Origin of the sequence: Neorhizobium sp. CSC1952 (assembly GCF_030378245.1) — a bacterium.
Lineage (GTDB): Bacteria > Pseudomonadota > Alphaproteobacteria > Rhizobiales > Rhizobiaceae > Neorhizobium > Neorhizobium oryzae_A.
The window spans coordinates 4,840,491-4,854,829 of sequence record NZ_CP128416.1 but is presented as its reverse complement, the minus strand read 5'-3'; the positions used below and the strand labels follow the sequence as shown (position 1 = coordinate 4,854,829).

Annotated in this window: 15 protein-coding genes; 9 read left to right on the top strand and 6 right to left on the bottom strand. The window is 64.3% G+C overall.

The window, feature by feature from the left end; translation table 11 throughout:
* Nucleotides 1-48 precede the first annotated feature (48 nt).
* The 3 genes from ilvD (at nucleotide 49) to QTA58_RS23590 (ending at nucleotide 2,527) form a co-directional block, all read left to right on the top strand.
* Nucleotides 49-1,884 (top strand): dihydroxy-acid dehydratase, encoded by a 1,836-nt coding sequence (ilvD, locus tag QTA58_RS23600; protein WP_289671134.1) that lies wholly within the window; start codon nucleotides 49-51, stop codon nucleotides 1,882-1,884.
* An 89-nt stretch (nucleotides 1,885-1,973) separates the two neighbouring features.
* Nucleotides 1,974-2,198: a DUF433 domain-containing protein gene (locus QTA58_RS23595; RefSeq protein ID WP_289671133.1), complete on the top strand. Its 225-nt coding sequence runs from the start codon at nucleotides 1,974-1,976 to the stop codon at nucleotides 2,196-2,198.
* The gene (locus QTA58_RS23590) at nucleotides 2,198-2,527 is read left to right on the top strand and encodes a DUF5615 family PIN-like protein (protein WP_289671132.1); all 330 of its coding nucleotides are present in this window, start codon (nucleotides 2,198-2,200) and stop codon (nucleotides 2,525-2,527) included. Before QTA58_RS23595 ends, QTA58_RS23590 begins: the two co-directional genes overlap by 1 nt.
* Before the next feature lie 17 nt (nucleotides 2,528-2,544).
* Here QTA58_RS23590 and QTA58_RS23585 read toward each other — a convergent pair whose 3' ends face one another.
* Both QTA58_RS23585 and QTA58_RS23580 read right to left on the bottom strand, forming a co-directional pair.
* On the bottom strand, nucleotides 2,545-2,907 hold the full coding sequence (locus tag QTA58_RS23585) for a hypothetical protein (RefSeq protein ID WP_289671131.1): 363 nt from the start codon (nucleotides 2,905-2,907) through the stop codon (nucleotides 2,545-2,547).
* Between the two features lie 35 nt (nucleotides 2,908-2,942).
* The gene (locus QTA58_RS23580; protein ID WP_289671130.1) at nucleotides 2,943-3,323 is read right to left on the bottom strand and encodes a YkvA family protein; all 381 of its coding nucleotides are present in this window, start codon (nucleotides 3,321-3,323) and stop codon (nucleotides 2,943-2,945) included.
* A 134-nt stretch (nucleotides 3,324-3,457) separates the two neighbouring features.
* On the opposite strand from QTA58_RS23580, the gene QTA58_RS23575 reads away from it, so the two are divergent.
* A complete protein-coding gene (locus tag QTA58_RS23575; RefSeq protein WP_085423166.1) occupies nucleotides 3,458-4,861 on the top strand; it encodes a DegQ family serine endoprotease in 1,404 nt (467 codons plus the stop codon).
* Nucleotides 4,858-6,174 (top strand): replication-associated recombination protein A, encoded by a 1,317-nt coding sequence (locus QTA58_RS23570; protein WP_289671129.1) that lies wholly within the window; start codon nucleotides 4,858-4,860, stop codon nucleotides 6,172-6,174. The genes QTA58_RS23575 and QTA58_RS23570 overlap by 4 nt, the downstream gene beginning before the upstream one ends.
* A 23-nt stretch (nucleotides 6,175-6,197) precedes the next feature.
* On the opposite strand, the gene QTA58_RS23565 is transcribed toward QTA58_RS23570, so the two are convergent.
* On the bottom strand, nucleotides 6,198-6,512 hold the full coding sequence (locus QTA58_RS23565) for a DUF1883 domain-containing protein (RefSeq protein WP_085423168.1): 315 nt from the start codon (nucleotides 6,510-6,512) through the stop codon (nucleotides 6,198-6,200).
* A gap of 331 nt (nucleotides 6,513-6,843) precedes the next feature.
* Here QTA58_RS23565 and QTA58_RS23560 point away from each other — a divergent pair, with 331 nt between their 5' ends.
* Nucleotides 6,844-7,785, top strand: a complete 942-nt coding sequence (locus tag QTA58_RS23560) for an alpha/beta hydrolase (RefSeq protein WP_289671128.1) — start codon at nucleotides 6,844-6,846, stop codon at nucleotides 7,783-7,785.
* Nucleotides 7,786-7,911: 126 nt separating this feature from the next.
* On the opposite strand, the gene QTA58_RS23555 is transcribed toward QTA58_RS23560, so the two are convergent.
* From QTA58_RS23555 to QTA58_RS23545, 3 genes are all read right to left on the bottom strand, one after another.
* Nucleotides 7,912-8,490: a YdeI/OmpD-associated family protein gene (locus tag QTA58_RS23555; protein ID WP_289671127.1), complete on the bottom strand. Its 579-nt coding sequence runs from the start codon at nucleotides 8,488-8,490 to the stop codon at nucleotides 7,912-7,914.
* 24 nt (nucleotides 8,491-8,514) lie between these two features.
* Nucleotides 8,515-9,519, bottom strand: coding sequence for a 2-dehydropantoate 2-reductase (locus QTA58_RS23550; RefSeq protein WP_289671126.1), 1,005 nt, complete (start codon nucleotides 9,517-9,519; stop codon nucleotides 8,515-8,517).
* A gap of 82 nt (nucleotides 9,520-9,601) precedes the next feature.
* Complete coding sequence (locus tag QTA58_RS23545) at nucleotides 9,602-9,820, bottom strand: hypothetical protein (protein WP_085423453.1); 219 nt, start codon at nucleotides 9,818-9,820, stop codon at nucleotides 9,602-9,604.
* A 221-nt stretch (nucleotides 9,821-10,041) separates the two neighbouring features.
* Here QTA58_RS23545 and ftsZ point away from each other — a divergent pair, with 221 nt between their 5' ends.
* The 3 genes from ftsZ (at nucleotide 10,042) to QTA58_RS23530 (ending at nucleotide 14,320) form a co-directional block, all read left to right on the top strand.
* Nucleotides 10,042-11,067 carry a cell division protein FtsZ gene (ftsZ, locus tag QTA58_RS23540; protein ID WP_085423171.1) on the top strand — a complete coding sequence of 342 codons (1,026 nt, stop codon included), beginning with the start codon at nucleotides 10,042-10,044 and terminating at the stop codon, nucleotides 11,065-11,067.
* A 222-nt stretch (nucleotides 11,068-11,289) separates the two neighbouring features.
* Nucleotides 11,290-12,075, top strand: a complete 786-nt coding sequence (locus QTA58_RS23535; RefSeq protein ID WP_289671125.1) for a class I SAM-dependent methyltransferase — start codon at nucleotides 11,290-11,292, stop codon at nucleotides 12,073-12,075.
* A gap of 1,612 nt (nucleotides 12,076-13,687) precedes the next feature.
* Complete coding sequence (locus tag QTA58_RS23530; RefSeq protein ID WP_289671124.1) at nucleotides 13,688-14,320, top strand: outer membrane protein; 633 nt, start codon at nucleotides 13,688-13,690, stop codon at nucleotides 14,318-14,320.
* Nucleotides 14,321-14,339: the final 19 nt, after the last annotated feature.

Genomic DNA, 14,339 nt, shown 5'->3' with positions numbered 1-14,339 from the left:
GAAAGGGTTAGACTGCGCAGGCCCGAACAAGAGATCGAGGACAACACCATGCCAGCTTACCGCTCCAGAACCACGACCCATGGCCGCAACATGGCGGGCGCGCGCGGGCTCTGGCGCGCAACCGGCATGAAGGACAGCGATTTCGGCAAGCCGATCATCGCGGTCGTCAATTCCTTCACGCAATTCGTGCCGGGCCACGTGCACCTGAAGGATCTGGGCCAGCTCGTCGCCCGCGAGATCGAGGCGGCCGGCGGCGTCGCCAAGGAATTCAACACGATCGCGGTGGATGACGGCATCGCCATGGGCCATGACGGCATGCTCTATTCGCTGCCCTCGCGCGAGATCATTGCCGACTCGGTCGAGTACATGGTCAACGCGCACTGCGCCGACGCCATGGTCTGCATCTCCAATTGCGACAAGATCACCCCCGGTATGCTGAATGCCGCCATGCGTTTGAACATCCCGGCCGTCTTCGTCTCCGGCGGCCCGATGGAAGCCGGCAAGGTGGTCCTGAAGGGCAAGACCCATGCGCTCGACCTGATCGACGCCATGGTCGCGGCCGCCGACGACAAGGTTTCCGACGAGGAAGTCAAGGTGATCGAACGTTCCGCCTGTCCGACCTGCGGCTCGTGCTCGGGCATGTTCACCGCCAATTCCATGAACTGCCTCACCGAGGCGCTTGGCCTGTCGCTGCCCGGCAACGGCTCGACGCTCGCCACGCATGCCGACCGCAAGCGTCTCTTCGTCGAGGCCGGCCATCTGATCGTCGATCTCGCCCGCCGCTATTACGAGCAGGAGGACGAAAGCGTGCTGCCGCGTTCGGTCGCCAACAAGGAAGCGTTCGAAAACGCCATGTCGCTCGATATCGCCATGGGCGGCTCCACCAATACCGTGCTCCACATCCTGGCTGCCGCCTATGAGGGCGGCGTCGATTTCACCATGGACGATATCGACCGCCTGTCGCGCAAGGTGCCGTGCCTGTCGAAGGTAGCGCCGGCCAAGAACGACGTTCACATGGAGGATGTCCACCGCGCCGGCGGCATCATGTCGATCCTCGGCGAGCTGGATAAGGGCGGGCTCTTGAACCGCGACTGCGTGACGGTTCATGCCGAAACGATCGGCGACGCGATCGACCGCTGGGACATCACCCGCACCAACAGCGAAACGGTCCGCAACTTTTACCGTGCGGCACCGGGCGGCATCCCGACCCAGGTCGCTTTCAGCCAGGAAGCCCGCTGGGACGATCTCGACACGGACCGTGTCGGCGGCGTTATCCGTTCGGTCGAACACCCCTTCTCGAAGGATGGCGGCCTTGCCGTACTGAAGGGCAATATCGCGCTCGACGGCTGCATCGTGAAGACGGCCGGCGTCGATGAATCGATCCTGAAGTTCACCGGTCCGGCCCGCGTCTTCGAAAGCCAGGACGCGGCGGTCAAGGCGATCCTCGGCAACGAGATCGTCGCGGGCGACGTCGTGGTCATCATCTACGAAGGCCCGAAGGGTGGCCCCGGCATGCAGGAAATGCTCTATCCGACGAGCTATCTGAAATCCAAGGGCCTCGGCAAGGCCTGCGCGCTCATCACCGACGGCCGCTTCTCCGGCGGCACGTCCGGCCTCTCGATCGGCCATGCCTCGCCGGAAGCGGCCAACGGCGGCACGATCGGCCTGGTGCGGGAAGGGGATACGATCGAGATCGACATCCCCAACCGCACGATCAACCTCAAGGTCTCCGATGCCGAACTCGCCGAGCGCCGCAAGGAGCAGGACGCCTTCGGCTGGAAGCCGTCGAAGCCCCGCAAGCGCAACGTCACGACGGCGCTGAAGGCCTACGCCGCCTTCGCCGCCAGCGCCGACAAGGGCGCGGTGCGGATCTTGCCGGAATAAGCCGGCGGTCTTTCGATGCCAGACGCCGTCAGGTTCTTCTGCCGGCGTTTTGTGCTATGCTGACATTTCTGTCGCCCAAGGGATGAGAAATGTCTGAGCTTCATCGCATCACTTTTGATCCGCAGATTTGTTCGGGGCGTCCGATAATTCGCGGCCTGCGTATCCGGGTGAAGGATATTCTGGAGCTCTTGGCTTCGGGTGCAAGCCAGGACGAGATCCTTGAAGATTATCCGATGCTGGAAGCCGAGGATATTGTCGCAGCATTGGAATACGCTGCGCGTCAAAGCGATCATATCGTATTGCGCGTTGCCTGATGCGTTTCCTGGTCGATGCACAATTGCCGCCTGCGCTGGCGCGGTGGCTTTCCGGGCAGGGGCATCAGGCCGAGCATGTCATGGATTGCGGCCTGCAATCGGCGTCGGACCGGGAGATATGGGATTTCGCCACGGCCTCCGTTGCGGTCATCGTCACCAAGGATGAAGACTTCGCTCAACGCAGAGCGCTGACCGATGCCGGGCCGTCCATCATCTGGATTCGTCTGCCGAATTCGCGCCGCCGCGATCTTTTGGATTGGTTCGAAAAGGCATTGCCCGACATCCTGAACGCTCTGGAGCACGGCGAGACGCTCGTCGAAGTCATCTGACCGAGCCTGCGCCCGTCTCACAGCGGCCGGTTCAGGCTCTCGTAAGCCTCGTCGAGCTGTTTCAGCCGCTCGTCGTAGGCCGCGCGGATGCAGTCGACATCCTCGCCGCAGGCCTGCCGCCTCTTCAGCCAGGCGCTCTGGTCTTCATGCATCTTGTCGCGATTGCCCATCGCCATGAGCCCTGCGAGCAGATCGAAGGTGGTGACCATCTTCACGTCGGCATCGTTGAGCGTCCGCGTATCGCAGATGACCTTTTCATCCGCGGCGAGGTCCGCCCGGTCGCAATCGAAGCTCGCCGCCGCGGCGGCGCGAGGCAAAGCCGGGATCGCCAGGCCGATCAGAAGCCCGGTCAAGATGATTGCTGTCGGATTATGCCTCATGCCTGCACTCCTTTTGTATCTGAACTGGCCCCGGATCAGGTCAATTCCCGAAGGCCCCATAGGACCAAGATGAGGCAGAGAAGCCAGACGGCAAGGATGAAGGCGAGGCCGGCGCGGCTGACGGGGCGTTCCGCCCGCCGGACCGCCTCGGCGCGGAACTCGGCCATCAGAGGTTCCGGCACGAGACGGATCGCGAGCAGGATGCCGAGCGGCACGATGACGAGATCGTCGAGATAACCGAGCACCGGAATGAAGTCGGGGATGAGATCGATCGGCGAAAGGGCATAGGCGGCCACGGCGCCGGCGACGAGCTTGGCGTGAAGCGGCACACGCCTGTCGCGGGCCGCGAGCCACAGCGCCACGACGTCGCGCTTCAGCCTCTTCGCCCAGCCTTTTGCCTTTGCCACGATGCCCATGGTCCGCTCCCGATTCCGCTCCTATATAGCACGGAGGTTTTGACGGTTTGCGCTATGGTTTCCGCGGTTCCGCCACCTTTCCTTTCTAGCGTTCCGCGCTACAAATCGTTCCGGATTTAGCAAAGAGGAATCATATGCTGAGCGTGCTGAAACGCGTGTCGACCGGTCTTCTGGCCCTTGCCCTTCTGATGCCCGCGGCGGCTGTGGCGCAGGAGAACAAGGCGGTGCCGCAGAGCCGGCAGGAGATGCAGCTCTCGTTTGCGCCGCTGGTGAAGCAGACGACCGGCGCCGTGGTGAACGTCTATGCCGAGCGCGTCGTGCAAAGGCTCAATCCCTTCGCGGGCGATCCGTTCTTCGAGCAGTTCTTCGGTCAGCGCATGCCGAACCGCACGGAGAAGCAATCATCGCTGGGCTCCGGCGTCATCCTCTCCGATGACGGCCTCGTGGTCACCAACAACCACGTCATTCAGGGAGCCGACGACATCAAGATCGCGCTGGCCGATGGGCGCGAATTCCCCTGCGACGTCGTGCTGAAGGACGAGAGGGTCGATCTCGCGGTGCTGCGCATCAAGGCCAAGGAACACTTTCCGGTCCTGCCGGTGGGCGATTCCGACCGCATCGAGGTGGGGGATCTCGTGCTGGCGATCGGCAACCCGTTCGGCGTCGGCCAGACGGTGACGAGCGGCATCGTCTCGGCGCTTGCCCGCAACCAGGTGACGTCCGGCGATTTCGGCTTCTTCATCCAGACGGACGCGTCCATCAACCCCGGCAATTCCGGCGGCGCGCTGATGAACATGAACGGCGAGCTGATCGGCATCAACACGGCGATCTTCTCGCGCGGCGGCGGCTCGAACGGCATCGGTTTTGCGATCCCCTCCAATCTCGTGAAGGTCTTCCTGGCGGCCGCCTCCGAAGGCAAGACGACATTCGAACGGCCCTATGTCGGCGCGACCTTCGATGCCGTGACCTCTGACGTGGCCGAGGCGCTGGGCCTGAAGACCGCCCGCGGCGCGCTCGTCGTGCGCGTCGTCGAGGGCGGGCCTGCCGATCGGGCGGGACTGAAGCCGGGCGAGGTGGTGACGGCGGTCAACGGCATCGCGGTGGAACACCCGGACGCATTGGGCTACCGGCTGACGACGGCCGGCCTCGGCAAGCAGGCGGCGCTGACGGTGCAGACGAACGACGGCGAACGGCAGGTCACGATCGCGCTCGACACCGCGCCGGAGACGACGCCGCGGGACGAACGCATGCTCGAGGGGCGCAATCCCTTCGCGGGCCTGCATGTCGCCAACCTTTCGCCGAAGCTCGCCACCGAGCTGCGCATGCCCGCCGAGAAGGCCGGCGTCGTGGTCACCGACGTGGCGCGCGGTTCGCCCGCTGCCCGTTACGGTTTCGAGCCGCGGGATATCGTCATCTCGCTGAACGGCACGACGGTCACCACGACCAAGGCGCTGGAAGCCATGCTGGACGACGATCCGGGCTTCTGGAGGGTCGAGATCGAACGCGACGGCCAGCGCATCAGGCAGTTCTTTCGATGAGCGATGATCTCTTTGCCCCGCAGGTCCCGGAAGAGGTCGCCAACAGGCGGCCGCTGGCCGACCGGCTGCGCCCGAAGACGCTCGCCGAAGTCACCGGCCAGGAGCATCTGACCGGCGAGGACGGGGCATTGAGACGAATGATCGCTTCGGGCTCGCTGGGCTCGATGATCTTCTGGGGACCGCCCGGGACCGGCAAGACGACGGTGGCGCGGCTCCTGTCCGGCGAGGCGGGCCTTGCCTTCGAGCAGATTTCGGCGATCTTCTCCGGCGTCGCGGACCTGAAGAAGGTCTTCGAGGCGGCCCGCCTGCGCCGTATGGACGGCCGCCAGACGCTGCTCTTCGTCGACGAGATCCACCGCTTCAACCGCGCCCAGCAGGACAGTTTCCTTCCGGTCATGGAGGACGGCACGGTCATCCTCGTCGGCGCTACGACGGAAAACCCGAGCTTCGAGCTCAATGCCGCTCTTCTGTCGCGTGCCCGGGTGCTGACCTTCCGGCCGCATGACGAACGGAGCCTGGAGGAACTGCTGCAGCGGGCCGAACAGGCCGAAGGCAAGCCGCTGCCGCTCGATGCCGATGCGCGTGCGAACCTCGTCCGCATGGCGGACGGCGACGGCCGCGCGGTGCTGACCTTGGCGGAAGAGGTCTGGCGTGCGGCGCGCGAAGGCGAGGTCTTCGATACGGCGGGCCTCACCCAGATCGTCCAGCGCCGCGCGCCTGTCTATGACAAAGCGCAGGACGGTCATTACAATCTGATCTCGGCGCTCCACAAGTCGGTGCGCGGTTCCGATCCCGATGCCGCGCTTTATTATCTCGCCCGCATGTTCGATGCCGGCGAGGACCCGCTTTATCTCGGCCGCCGGCTGGTGCGCATGGCGGTGGAGGATATCGGCCTTGCCGATCCGCAGGCGCTGGTCATCTGCAACGCCGCCAAGGACGCCTACGACTATCTCGGCTCGCCGGAGGGCGAGCTGGCGCTGGCCGAGGCCTGCGTCTATCTGGCGACCGCTCCGAAATCCAATGCGGTCTACACCGCCTTCAAGGCGGCGACGCGGGCGGCAAAGGAAAACGGCTCGCTTCTTCCGCCCAAGCACATCCTCAATGCCCCCACCAAGCTGATGAAGGGCGAGGGATATGGCGAGGGCTATCGCTACGACCACGACGAGCCGGACGCGTTTTCAGGCCAGGATTACTTTCCCGAAAAGATGGGCCGGCAGACCTTCTACGACCCGCCGGAGCGCGGTTTCGAGCGCGAAATCAGGAAACGGCTCGACTGGTGGGCCAAGCTTCGCAAGGAGCGGCATGGGCAGTGACGCCGGCCGCGGGGGCAGGGCGCTCAGGAGGCCCGCTTCTGGTCCGATATGCCGGCCGGTGCGCCGATCAGCTTGACGGAGGATTCCGCAAGCCCGTGATGGCCTTCCATGTCAACGATGAGATGCCAGTGGCCGTTTTCCGGGATCACCAGCCGGACCGGCGACCGTTTGGCGACGCCGCCGACATATTTGAAATCGAGCAGTTCGGTGAAGCGCTGGAAGTTGACGGCCGTCATCAGCCGTACGTTGTTGACCGCGTTCAACGTCACCTCGATCGTCGTCCCCGCGCGCTGCGGTTTCAGATCGTAGTGGGTAAAACGAAAATTCGGGGCGGCCATTCCTGCCTCATTGCTGCCTGCTTGAAAGTCCATCAATCTAACCACGCGTCCTTAACGAATGGTGGAACCTTGCGGTTACCCAAGTGTTAGTTCCGTGAACTTCGTATTCGGCGCCGGCACACAAACCGTGCCGCGCCCGGGTTCAACCTGGCGGCTTTCGTCCCCTGCAGCCGCCGCACAATAATAATATTTGACCTCCTAACTCGATGTCCCGCCGGCTCCTCGCGGCGGGACTTTTCTTTTGCGGCAGGAAATTTCGGGGTGCCTGTCGGTTCCGCCTGGGATCCGTCGTCCTTGGAGCATCACCAACCGATCCACCGAGGAGGAAGTCATGTCCGTCAAGATGTTCGCCGCCGCGATCGCCGCCGTTGCCGCATCGATCGTTTCTGCTGTCGCCGAAGCACAGGAGCCCAAGGCCGCAGCGCCGCAGGCCATCGCCGCCGAGCCGTCGAAGAAAGGCCGCGTCGAGGCAGGCGGCATCAGCTATTATTACGAGATCCGCGGCGAGGGCGAGCCGCTCCTGCTGCTGCACGGCGGTCTCGGCTCGATCGACATGTTTGCGCCGATCCTGCCGGCGCTGACCGAACACCGCCAGGTGATCGGCGTCGATCTCCAGGGCCATGGCCGCACGCCGCTCGGCTCGCGCCCGATCACGCTGGAGGCGATGGGCGCCGACATGGGCAAGGTCGTCTCCGAACTCGGCTATGACGAGGTCGACGTGCTGGGCTATTCCATGGGCGGCGGCGTTGCGCTGCAGATGGCCGCCCAGGCGCCGGAAAAGGTGCGGCGGCTCGTCATCGCCTCGGCGCCCTTTGCCAGAAGCGGGTTCTATCCCGAGATGATCCCGCAGCAGGAGGCGGTAAACGCCGGCCTCGCGGAGATGATGAAGGATACCCCGATGTTCCTCTCCTACAAGGCGGTGGCGCCGGATGTCTCCGAGTTCCCGCGGCTGCTCGACGCGATGGGCGACCTGATGCGCCGCGACTACGATTTTTCGGGCGCGGTCGCCAAGCTGACCATGCCGGTCATGCTGGTCTTCGGCGACAGCGACATGGTCCGCCCGGAGCATATCGTCGAATTCTACCAGAAGCTCGGCGGCGGCCTGAAGGATGCCGGCTGGATGCGCGAGAACATGCCGAAGAACCGGCTGGCGATCCTGCCCGATCTCACCCATTACGAAGCCTTTGCCTCTCCGGCTCTGGTCGCCGCGGCGCTGCCGTTCCTGGACGGCAAGAGCAATGCCCCGAGCTGGGCGGAGCAGGTGAAGAAGTGACGATCTGCCTGGAACGATGCCGGCCGAGCCGGCATCGTTCTATTTCAGTGGCTTGAGAGAATTTCCTGATTCTAAATCAGAGAAGTTTGCCTGAGAAGATCGCCACCTTGGTCTCGAAACGGCAGGTTAGTCGTCCAACCCTTTTCCGTCCAAGATGCGTGGCATGCATTTCTCGATGCGGGCTTCCCGCGTCCTGGACTGCTTGGCCGAGGAAAAATGGAGGAGGTAGGCTCTTTGCCGCCCGGGCGTCAGAGCCTCGAAGGCCGTTTTCAAGGCGGGGATTTCATTGAGCTTCGCTTGAAATTCCTCGGGCATCGCAAATTCCGAGGTCTTTCTGAACTCCATTTTCAGGCCGGCTTTTTCCACCTCGACGGCTTCCCGGATATAGGCTTTCAGGATGGGTTCCATCTGGGCAATTTCATGGGCGCCGGCAAACCGGATCTGCCGCCCTGCCTGCACATTCTCGGTCTGCTGGACGAGGATGCCGTTCGTGTCCTTCATCAGCGCGCCCTTGAAAAACAGAAGTGCGCAATACTCCTTGAATCCGTGCATCAGCACGATGTTGGCCTTGTCCAGCGTGTAGCAGGGCCAGCCCCATTTCAGCTCTTCCGTAAGCCCGCAGTCGAGAATGATCGCTCTCAATCTCTCGAATTCTTCCCGCCACTTCTCGACTTTGCTCAAGCAGTCGTCGACTTTGGGATTCATGTGAGTTGCCGTCATGCCGCACCTTTAGCGATCCCTGAGATTTTCCCGATCGAGCTGGGTGGCGAGCGCGAGCACCGTTTCGCAGGTGGGCGTCGGGACGCCCTTCAGCTTGCCGAGCGCCACCACCATGCCGGTGAGCGGAACGATCTCCAGCGGCTTGCCGGCGATGAGGTCCTGCAGCATCGAAGTCCTGACGGGGCCGAAACCGGCGGACCGGTTGAGTTCCTCTTCAACACCGCTGCCGAAGACGGCGCCGAGCGCCTCGCCGACCGCCTTGGTTTCCGCCATCACCTTGCCCACCTGCTCGGCCAGGAGGCGGTTCTCCATGATGGAGTTCATGCGGCCGCGGGTCAGCGCGCTGATGGGATTGTAGGCGGCGTTGCCCATCAGCTTGAGCCAGATCGCGTCGCGGATGCGCTGGGTGGGGATGACGTTGAGGCCGGTGCGGCCGAGAAGGTCGGCGATCGAGACGAGGTCCCGCGAGAGTTCGCCGGACGGTTCACCGAGGAAGAAGCGGCCGTCGCCGCTGAGGCGCACCGTGCCGGGCTCGATCACTTCGCCGCCCTGATAGGCGACGCAGCCGATCACCCGTTCGGGGCCGACGAGCTGCCACAGCTTGCCTTCGGGATCGAGCTCGGGGACCTGGCGTTCCGCATGGCCGCTTTCGTGATCCCGGTGGAAATACCACCACGGGATACCGTTCAGGATCATCAACACGCGGGTGCCGTCCTTCAGGAGGCTGGCGAGCCCTTCGGCCGCATCGGCGAGCTGATGGCCCTTGAGGCCGGTGATCACCAGATCCTGCTTCGGCAGTTCGGACGGGTCGCCGGTCGCGGAAAGCCGCACGTTGAGCGGCGCCTCCTCGCCTTGCCTGACGACCGTCAGCCCCTTGTCGCGGATCGCCGCCAGATGCGCGCCGCGCGCCACGGCGGACACGTTCACCTCTTCGCCAAGCCTGCTCGCGATCTTTGCGGCAAACGTGCCGCCGAGCGCGCCAGCACCATAGATGCAGATATTCCTGATCGTCATGATGTCCTCGTCTCCGCTTCTTGTGCGACGCGGTAGACTTAGGGCATCTTGGACGGTGAGGCGAACGAGTTTTTGTGATGGATCAATGCGTCCGGCGACCGGGCAGCAGCTCCGCGCGGCGCAGTTCGTCGATCGCGGCCACGGCGTCTTCGACGGACCAGCCGGCTCTCACGGCGGCGGCGATCATCTTCACTTCGGCTTCTTCTTCGAGCGCCAGGAAAAGCGGCTCAAGCGCCTCCTGCACGGTGAGTATATGTTCGTCCGGCGAAGCCACGGACGTGCGTGCGGCAGACGTGGGCATGATACGCAGTGCTCCTCTCTCTTTTGTGATCAACTTCATCCAATAGCTGTGTCCGAAAAAGGTTCCCTGCGACCTGTGGAAAATTTCCTCGCCGGATCACACCCCGTGCCGGGTCTTGTTCTTTCGCCAAGCCTCTGCCTTCTTGCCCAGCTAAAATAACGACTGATTCGGGCGGCCGGTGGGGCGGCCCGCCGGCGGGAGCCGATGCCAAGGAGATTGCGATGACGGACGGCAAGAAATTCCAGATCACCGAAATGCGGCCGAAGATCACCGTGATCGGGGTCGGCGGCGGCGGCGGCAACGCCATCAACAACATGATCTCCGAAAATCTCGAAGGCGTCGATTTCATCGCCGCGAACACGGACGCGCAGGTGCTTGCGACGTCCAAGGCATCCCGCCGCATCCAGCTCGGCGCCCATGTGACCGAAGGCCTCGGCGCCGGCTCGCTTCCCGATGTCGGGCGCGCGGCGGCGGAGGAATCGATCGACGAGATCATGGATCATCTCTCCGGCTCGCATATGTGTTTCGTCACCGCCGGCATGGGCGGCGGCACGGGGACGGGGGCGGCTCCGGTGATCGCGCAGGCCGCCCGCAATGCCGGCATCCTGACGGTCGGCGTCGTGACCAAACCCTTCACCTTCGAAGGCAACCGGCGCATGAAGACGGCCGAGGCCGGCATCGAGGAACTGCGCCGCGCCGCCGATACCGTCATCGTCATCCCGAACCAGAATCTCTTCCGTATCGCCGATGCCAAGACCACTTTCGCCGACGCCTTCATGACCGCCGACCGGGTGCTCTTTTCCGGCGTCGGCTGCATCACCGACCTGATCGTCAAGGAAGGCCTGATCAACCTCGACTTCGCCGACGTGAAATCGGTGATGAAGGGTATGGGACGGGCGATGATGGGGACCGGCGAGGCCTCCGGCGACCACCGGGCGCTGACCGCGGCGGAAGCTGCGATCGCCAATCCGCTGCTCGACGAGATTTCCATGAAGGGCGCCAAGGGCGTGCTGATCTCGATCTCCGGTGGCTCCGACATGACGCTGTTCGAGGTGGACGAAGCGGCAAGCCGTATCCGCGACGAGGTCATGGACGATGCCGACATCGTCGTCGGCGCGATCTTCGACCGCAATCTCGACGGCAAGTTCCGCGTCTCGGTCGTCGCGACCGGGCTCGACGGCGACCAGCTCGCCGCCGCCCCCGGCGCCCCGGCCGACATGCAGACCGCCTACCGCACGCTGCAATAGACGCCGGCCGGCTGCTTCGGATCGCGCGGAGGATAGACGGCCGCGATCTCCTCGATATAGCCGCCTATTCACCGCAACCGCTTCCCGGGCTTCCTGGCCCGCCTGCCGGTTCCGTTCCGCGCCCTCCGGACATTCCGCCTCCGGAGGGCGTTTCCGTCTTCCCATTGTCATCGACCGCGGATATAGCTCGCCGCCCGTTTCACCAGTGCGAGGAGCATGAGCATGGACGCGAAAAATGTCGCCGCCCATTGGGAAGGCAATGCCGAGACCTGGACGATCTATTCGCGGGCCGGCTACGACAAGTACCGGGACGCGCTGAACACGCCGGCCTTTTTGGAGATGCTGCCGCCGGTCGCGGGGCTTGACGGCCTCGACCTCGGCTGCGGGGAGGGGACGAATACCCGCGCCGTCGCAAGGCTCGGCGCCAGGATGACCGGCCTCGACATCGCGCCGACCTTCATCCGCTACGCCCGCGAGACGGAGGAGAGCGATCCGCTCGGCATTTCCTATGTGCTCGGCGACGGGCAGGGGATCGATTTTCCGGACGCAAGCTTCGATTTCGTCACCGCCTTCATGTCGATGATGGACATGGCCGACCAGCGCGAGGTGCTGAAGGGCGTCCACCGCGTGCTGAAGCCCGGCGGCTTCCTGCAGTTCTCGATCCTGCATCCCTGTTTCGTGCCGCCGACGCGGCGGAACATCCGCGACGAGCGGGGCGAGGCGGTCGCCGTCCAGGTCGCCGATTATTTCGACGAGAGCGACGGCCGCATCGAGCGCTGGGTCTTTTCGTCCATCCCGGAAGAGGAGCGGGCGAAGCTCACGCCGTTCTCGATCCCGCGCTTCCACCGCACGCTGTCGACCTGGGTGTCGATGATCGTCGAGGCGGGGCTCGTCATCGAGGACTTCGGCGAGCCGATGGCCTCGCAAGAGGTTGCTGCTGCCGAGCCGGTGGTCGCCGATACCCGCGTCGCGCCGATCTTCCTGCATATCCGCGCGGTGAAACGCTAGGTCGGAGTTCCCTGACTGCCGGACGCCGCCTCTCGTCCGCCCTGCGCGGCAACGTCTCGCCGCAAGCGGCGAAGGAGATTGGCGGCACACTGGCTCTCCTGGTGCCGCATGCGGGGAGGGGGCTGGAGCGCGGGGGCGGAGGGCATAGGTCATCGTTCACGCGATCCTTCTGATCCGTGGTTTGTCATGGTTTCGGACGGGGCGCTGAAAGCTGCCTCTTATGTTAGTTTAACAGGTGACACCTCTCAGCGCCCCGTTCGGCGGTTTTTATCCGCGACTTCGGTCCCTCTGCCTTGGCCTTCCCGGACGGTGTTCTCCTCGGGTTAAACCCGAGAATGCCGCATGGACCCCGGGCGAACCGAGTTATCGCCAACGATCCATGACGCCGCCGCCGGACTCTCCGCTTTACGCGGACGGACAGAAAAGTCCGGCGAAACCATCCGTTCGGCCACCCTGTGTGCCGCACAGGCACGCCCGGCGCGCTCTTTCGGGCATCAAGAGACGATGGGCCGGTCCGCTGCCCGTCACCTCTCCCCGTGTCGCCGGAGGGAGACCATTTTCCGCGAACCCGGAGGTTGAGGCTTTGCGTCTTCCCCTCAACACCCGCGCCGGCCCCGCCTCGCCGGAACGCCTTCCGGTGTATCCGATGCGGGACGGGGGGATTGTAGGCATGAGGCGGGAGGGCGGGGATGAGAAAGAGGTCAAGTGATTGATAGAGCTGAGGCGGGTTTGCGTTTTATCCATCAGTGCCGGGGATGTCGCCGCACCCCCCCTGCCCTGCCGGGCATCTCCCCCACAAGGGGGAGATCGGATGGGGCGGCGGTTTCCTCAGAAGAACAAGCGCGCTATTCGGCATGCCGCATATGGAAGAACCGAGCGGGATCGGCTTTCTCCCTCTTCTCCCCAGCGGGGAGAAGTGCCGAGCAAAGCGAGGCGATGAGGGGGGTGCACACGCGGCAGGCGCGGCATCGACCGATGGTGGCTTCGCCCCCCTAATCCGGTCCTGCGGGCACCTTCTCCCCGCTGGGGAGAAGGGAAGAGCGCGCTGCTTGGGATCTCCTTCACGGGCGGGGGCAATCGCATATGGAGGAACCGAGCCAGTTCGGCTTGCGCCCACTTCTCCCCAGCGGGGAGAAGTGCCGAGCAAAGCGAGGCGATGAGGGGGTGCACATGCGGCAAACGCATCGCCGGAGTTTGGCTTCGCCCCCCTCATCCGCCCTGCGGGCACCTTCTCCCCGCTGGGTAGAAGGGGAGAGCGCGCTGCTGCCTCGTCAGTTCACAGAAGCCTCAGCGATTTTGCTCATAGGCAATTGCCCTTCCCCTGGGAGGAAGAGGGCTGGCGGGCCGGAGGGGCTGACACGGCGCAGCGGTTGCCCACCGGATTTCCCGGCACCTGCTCGCGCGATCGTGACCGGCGTCGTCTGCGACCTCTTGTCCGCCGGCGGGCGGGTTAAGGAAGTGTTTATGGATTCGTGAAAGTTAGAGGAAACCCGCCTGTGGTGCGGGATCGCTGTGCGGGAAGTCCGAGGGATGGGCGGGACCAACGCCGAACCGAGTAACCTGAGTAATTGCCTGCGCTCACGCGAGACGCAGGCGCTGTACGGAGTAAAGCATGACCATGAACGTGAAGCCTTTCGCCCTGGCGGTAATCGCCGCCTTCTCGACCACGCCCGTCTGGGCAGCCGATCTGACGTCATACTCCGAACCGCCTTCCTATAACGAGCCTTCCACGCCCTCGTCCGGCTGGGGCGGCGCCTATGTGGGCGGCGATCTCGGCATGTCCTCCCGCAAGCTGAACCCCTTCGACGGCGACAAGGGCCTCGTGCTCGGCGTTCACGGCGGCTACAACATGGACCTCGATTCCGGCGTCATCGGCGCGGAAATCGAAGCTTCGCATCTGGGCAACGTGAAAAGCCGCGTGCCGGGCGGCAATATCAGGGAGCAGGGCCGCGTCGCAGCGAAAGCCAAGGCCGGCGTCGGCATCAACGACACGCTCGTCTACGGCACGGCCGGTGTCGCACTCACCGATTTCGGCGACCACCGGGGCACCAACGGCCCGGATGGCTGGAAGCCGGGCTGGGTCGTGGGCGCCGGCGTGGAGCAGAAACTCTCCGACAACCTTTCGGCCCGGTTCGAATACAACTACACCATGACCAACAACGTCCGCAGCACCTCCGGCGGCGTTTCCTCGCGGACCGACGTGCGCGACCAGACGCTCAAGGCCGGCGTGAACTATCGGTTCTGAACCGGGTTCCGGCTCCTCC

Coding starts and splice junctions, on each gene's coding strand:
- ilvD (WP_289671134.1), top strand. CDS start 49: ATGCCAGCTTACCGCTCCAGAACCACGACCCATGGCCGCAACATGGCG.
- QTA58_RS23595 (WP_289671133.1), top strand. CDS start 1,974: ATGTCTGAGCTTCATCGCATCACTTTTGATCCGCAGATTTGTTCGGGG.
- QTA58_RS23590 (WP_289671132.1), top strand. CDS start 2,198: ATGCGTTTCCTGGTCGATGCACAATTGCCGCCTGCGCTGGCGCGGTGG.
- QTA58_RS23585 (WP_289671131.1), bottom strand. CDS start 2,907: ATGAGGCATAATCCGACAGCAATCATCTTGACCGGGCTTCTGATCGGC.
- QTA58_RS23580 (WP_289671130.1), bottom strand. CDS start 3,323: ATGGGCATCGTGGCAAAGGCAAAAGGCTGGGCGAAGAGGCTGAAGCGC.
- QTA58_RS23575 (WP_085423166.1), top strand. CDS start 3,458: ATGCTGAGCGTGCTGAAACGCGTGTCGACCGGTCTTCTGGCCCTTGCC.
- QTA58_RS23570 (WP_289671129.1), top strand. CDS start 4,858: ATGAGCGATGATCTCTTTGCCCCGCAGGTCCCGGAAGAGGTCGCCAAC.
- QTA58_RS23565 (WP_085423168.1), bottom strand. CDS start 6,512: ATGGCCGCCCCGAATTTTCGTTTTACCCACTACGATCTGAAACCGCAG.
- QTA58_RS23560 (WP_289671128.1), top strand. CDS start 6,844: ATGTCCGTCAAGATGTTCGCCGCCGCGATCGCCGCCGTTGCCGCATCG.
- QTA58_RS23555 (WP_289671127.1), bottom strand. CDS start 8,490: ATGAATCCCAAAGTCGACGACTGCTTGAGCAAAGTCGAGAAGTGGCGG.
- QTA58_RS23550 (WP_289671126.1), bottom strand. CDS start 9,519: ATGACGATCAGGAATATCTGCATCTATGGTGCTGGCGCGCTCGGCGGC.
- QTA58_RS23545 (WP_085423453.1), bottom strand. CDS start 9,820: ATGCCCACGTCTGCCGCACGCACGTCCGTGGCTTCGCCGGACGAACAT.
- ftsZ (WP_085423171.1), top strand. CDS start 10,042: ATGACGGACGGCAAGAAATTCCAGATCACCGAAATGCGGCCGAAGATC.
- QTA58_RS23535 (WP_289671125.1), top strand. CDS start 11,290: ATGGACGCGAAAAATGTCGCCGCCCATTGGGAAGGCAATGCCGAGACC.
- QTA58_RS23530 (WP_289671124.1), top strand. CDS start 13,688: ATGACCATGAACGTGAAGCCTTTCGCCCTGGCGGTAATCGCCGCCTTC.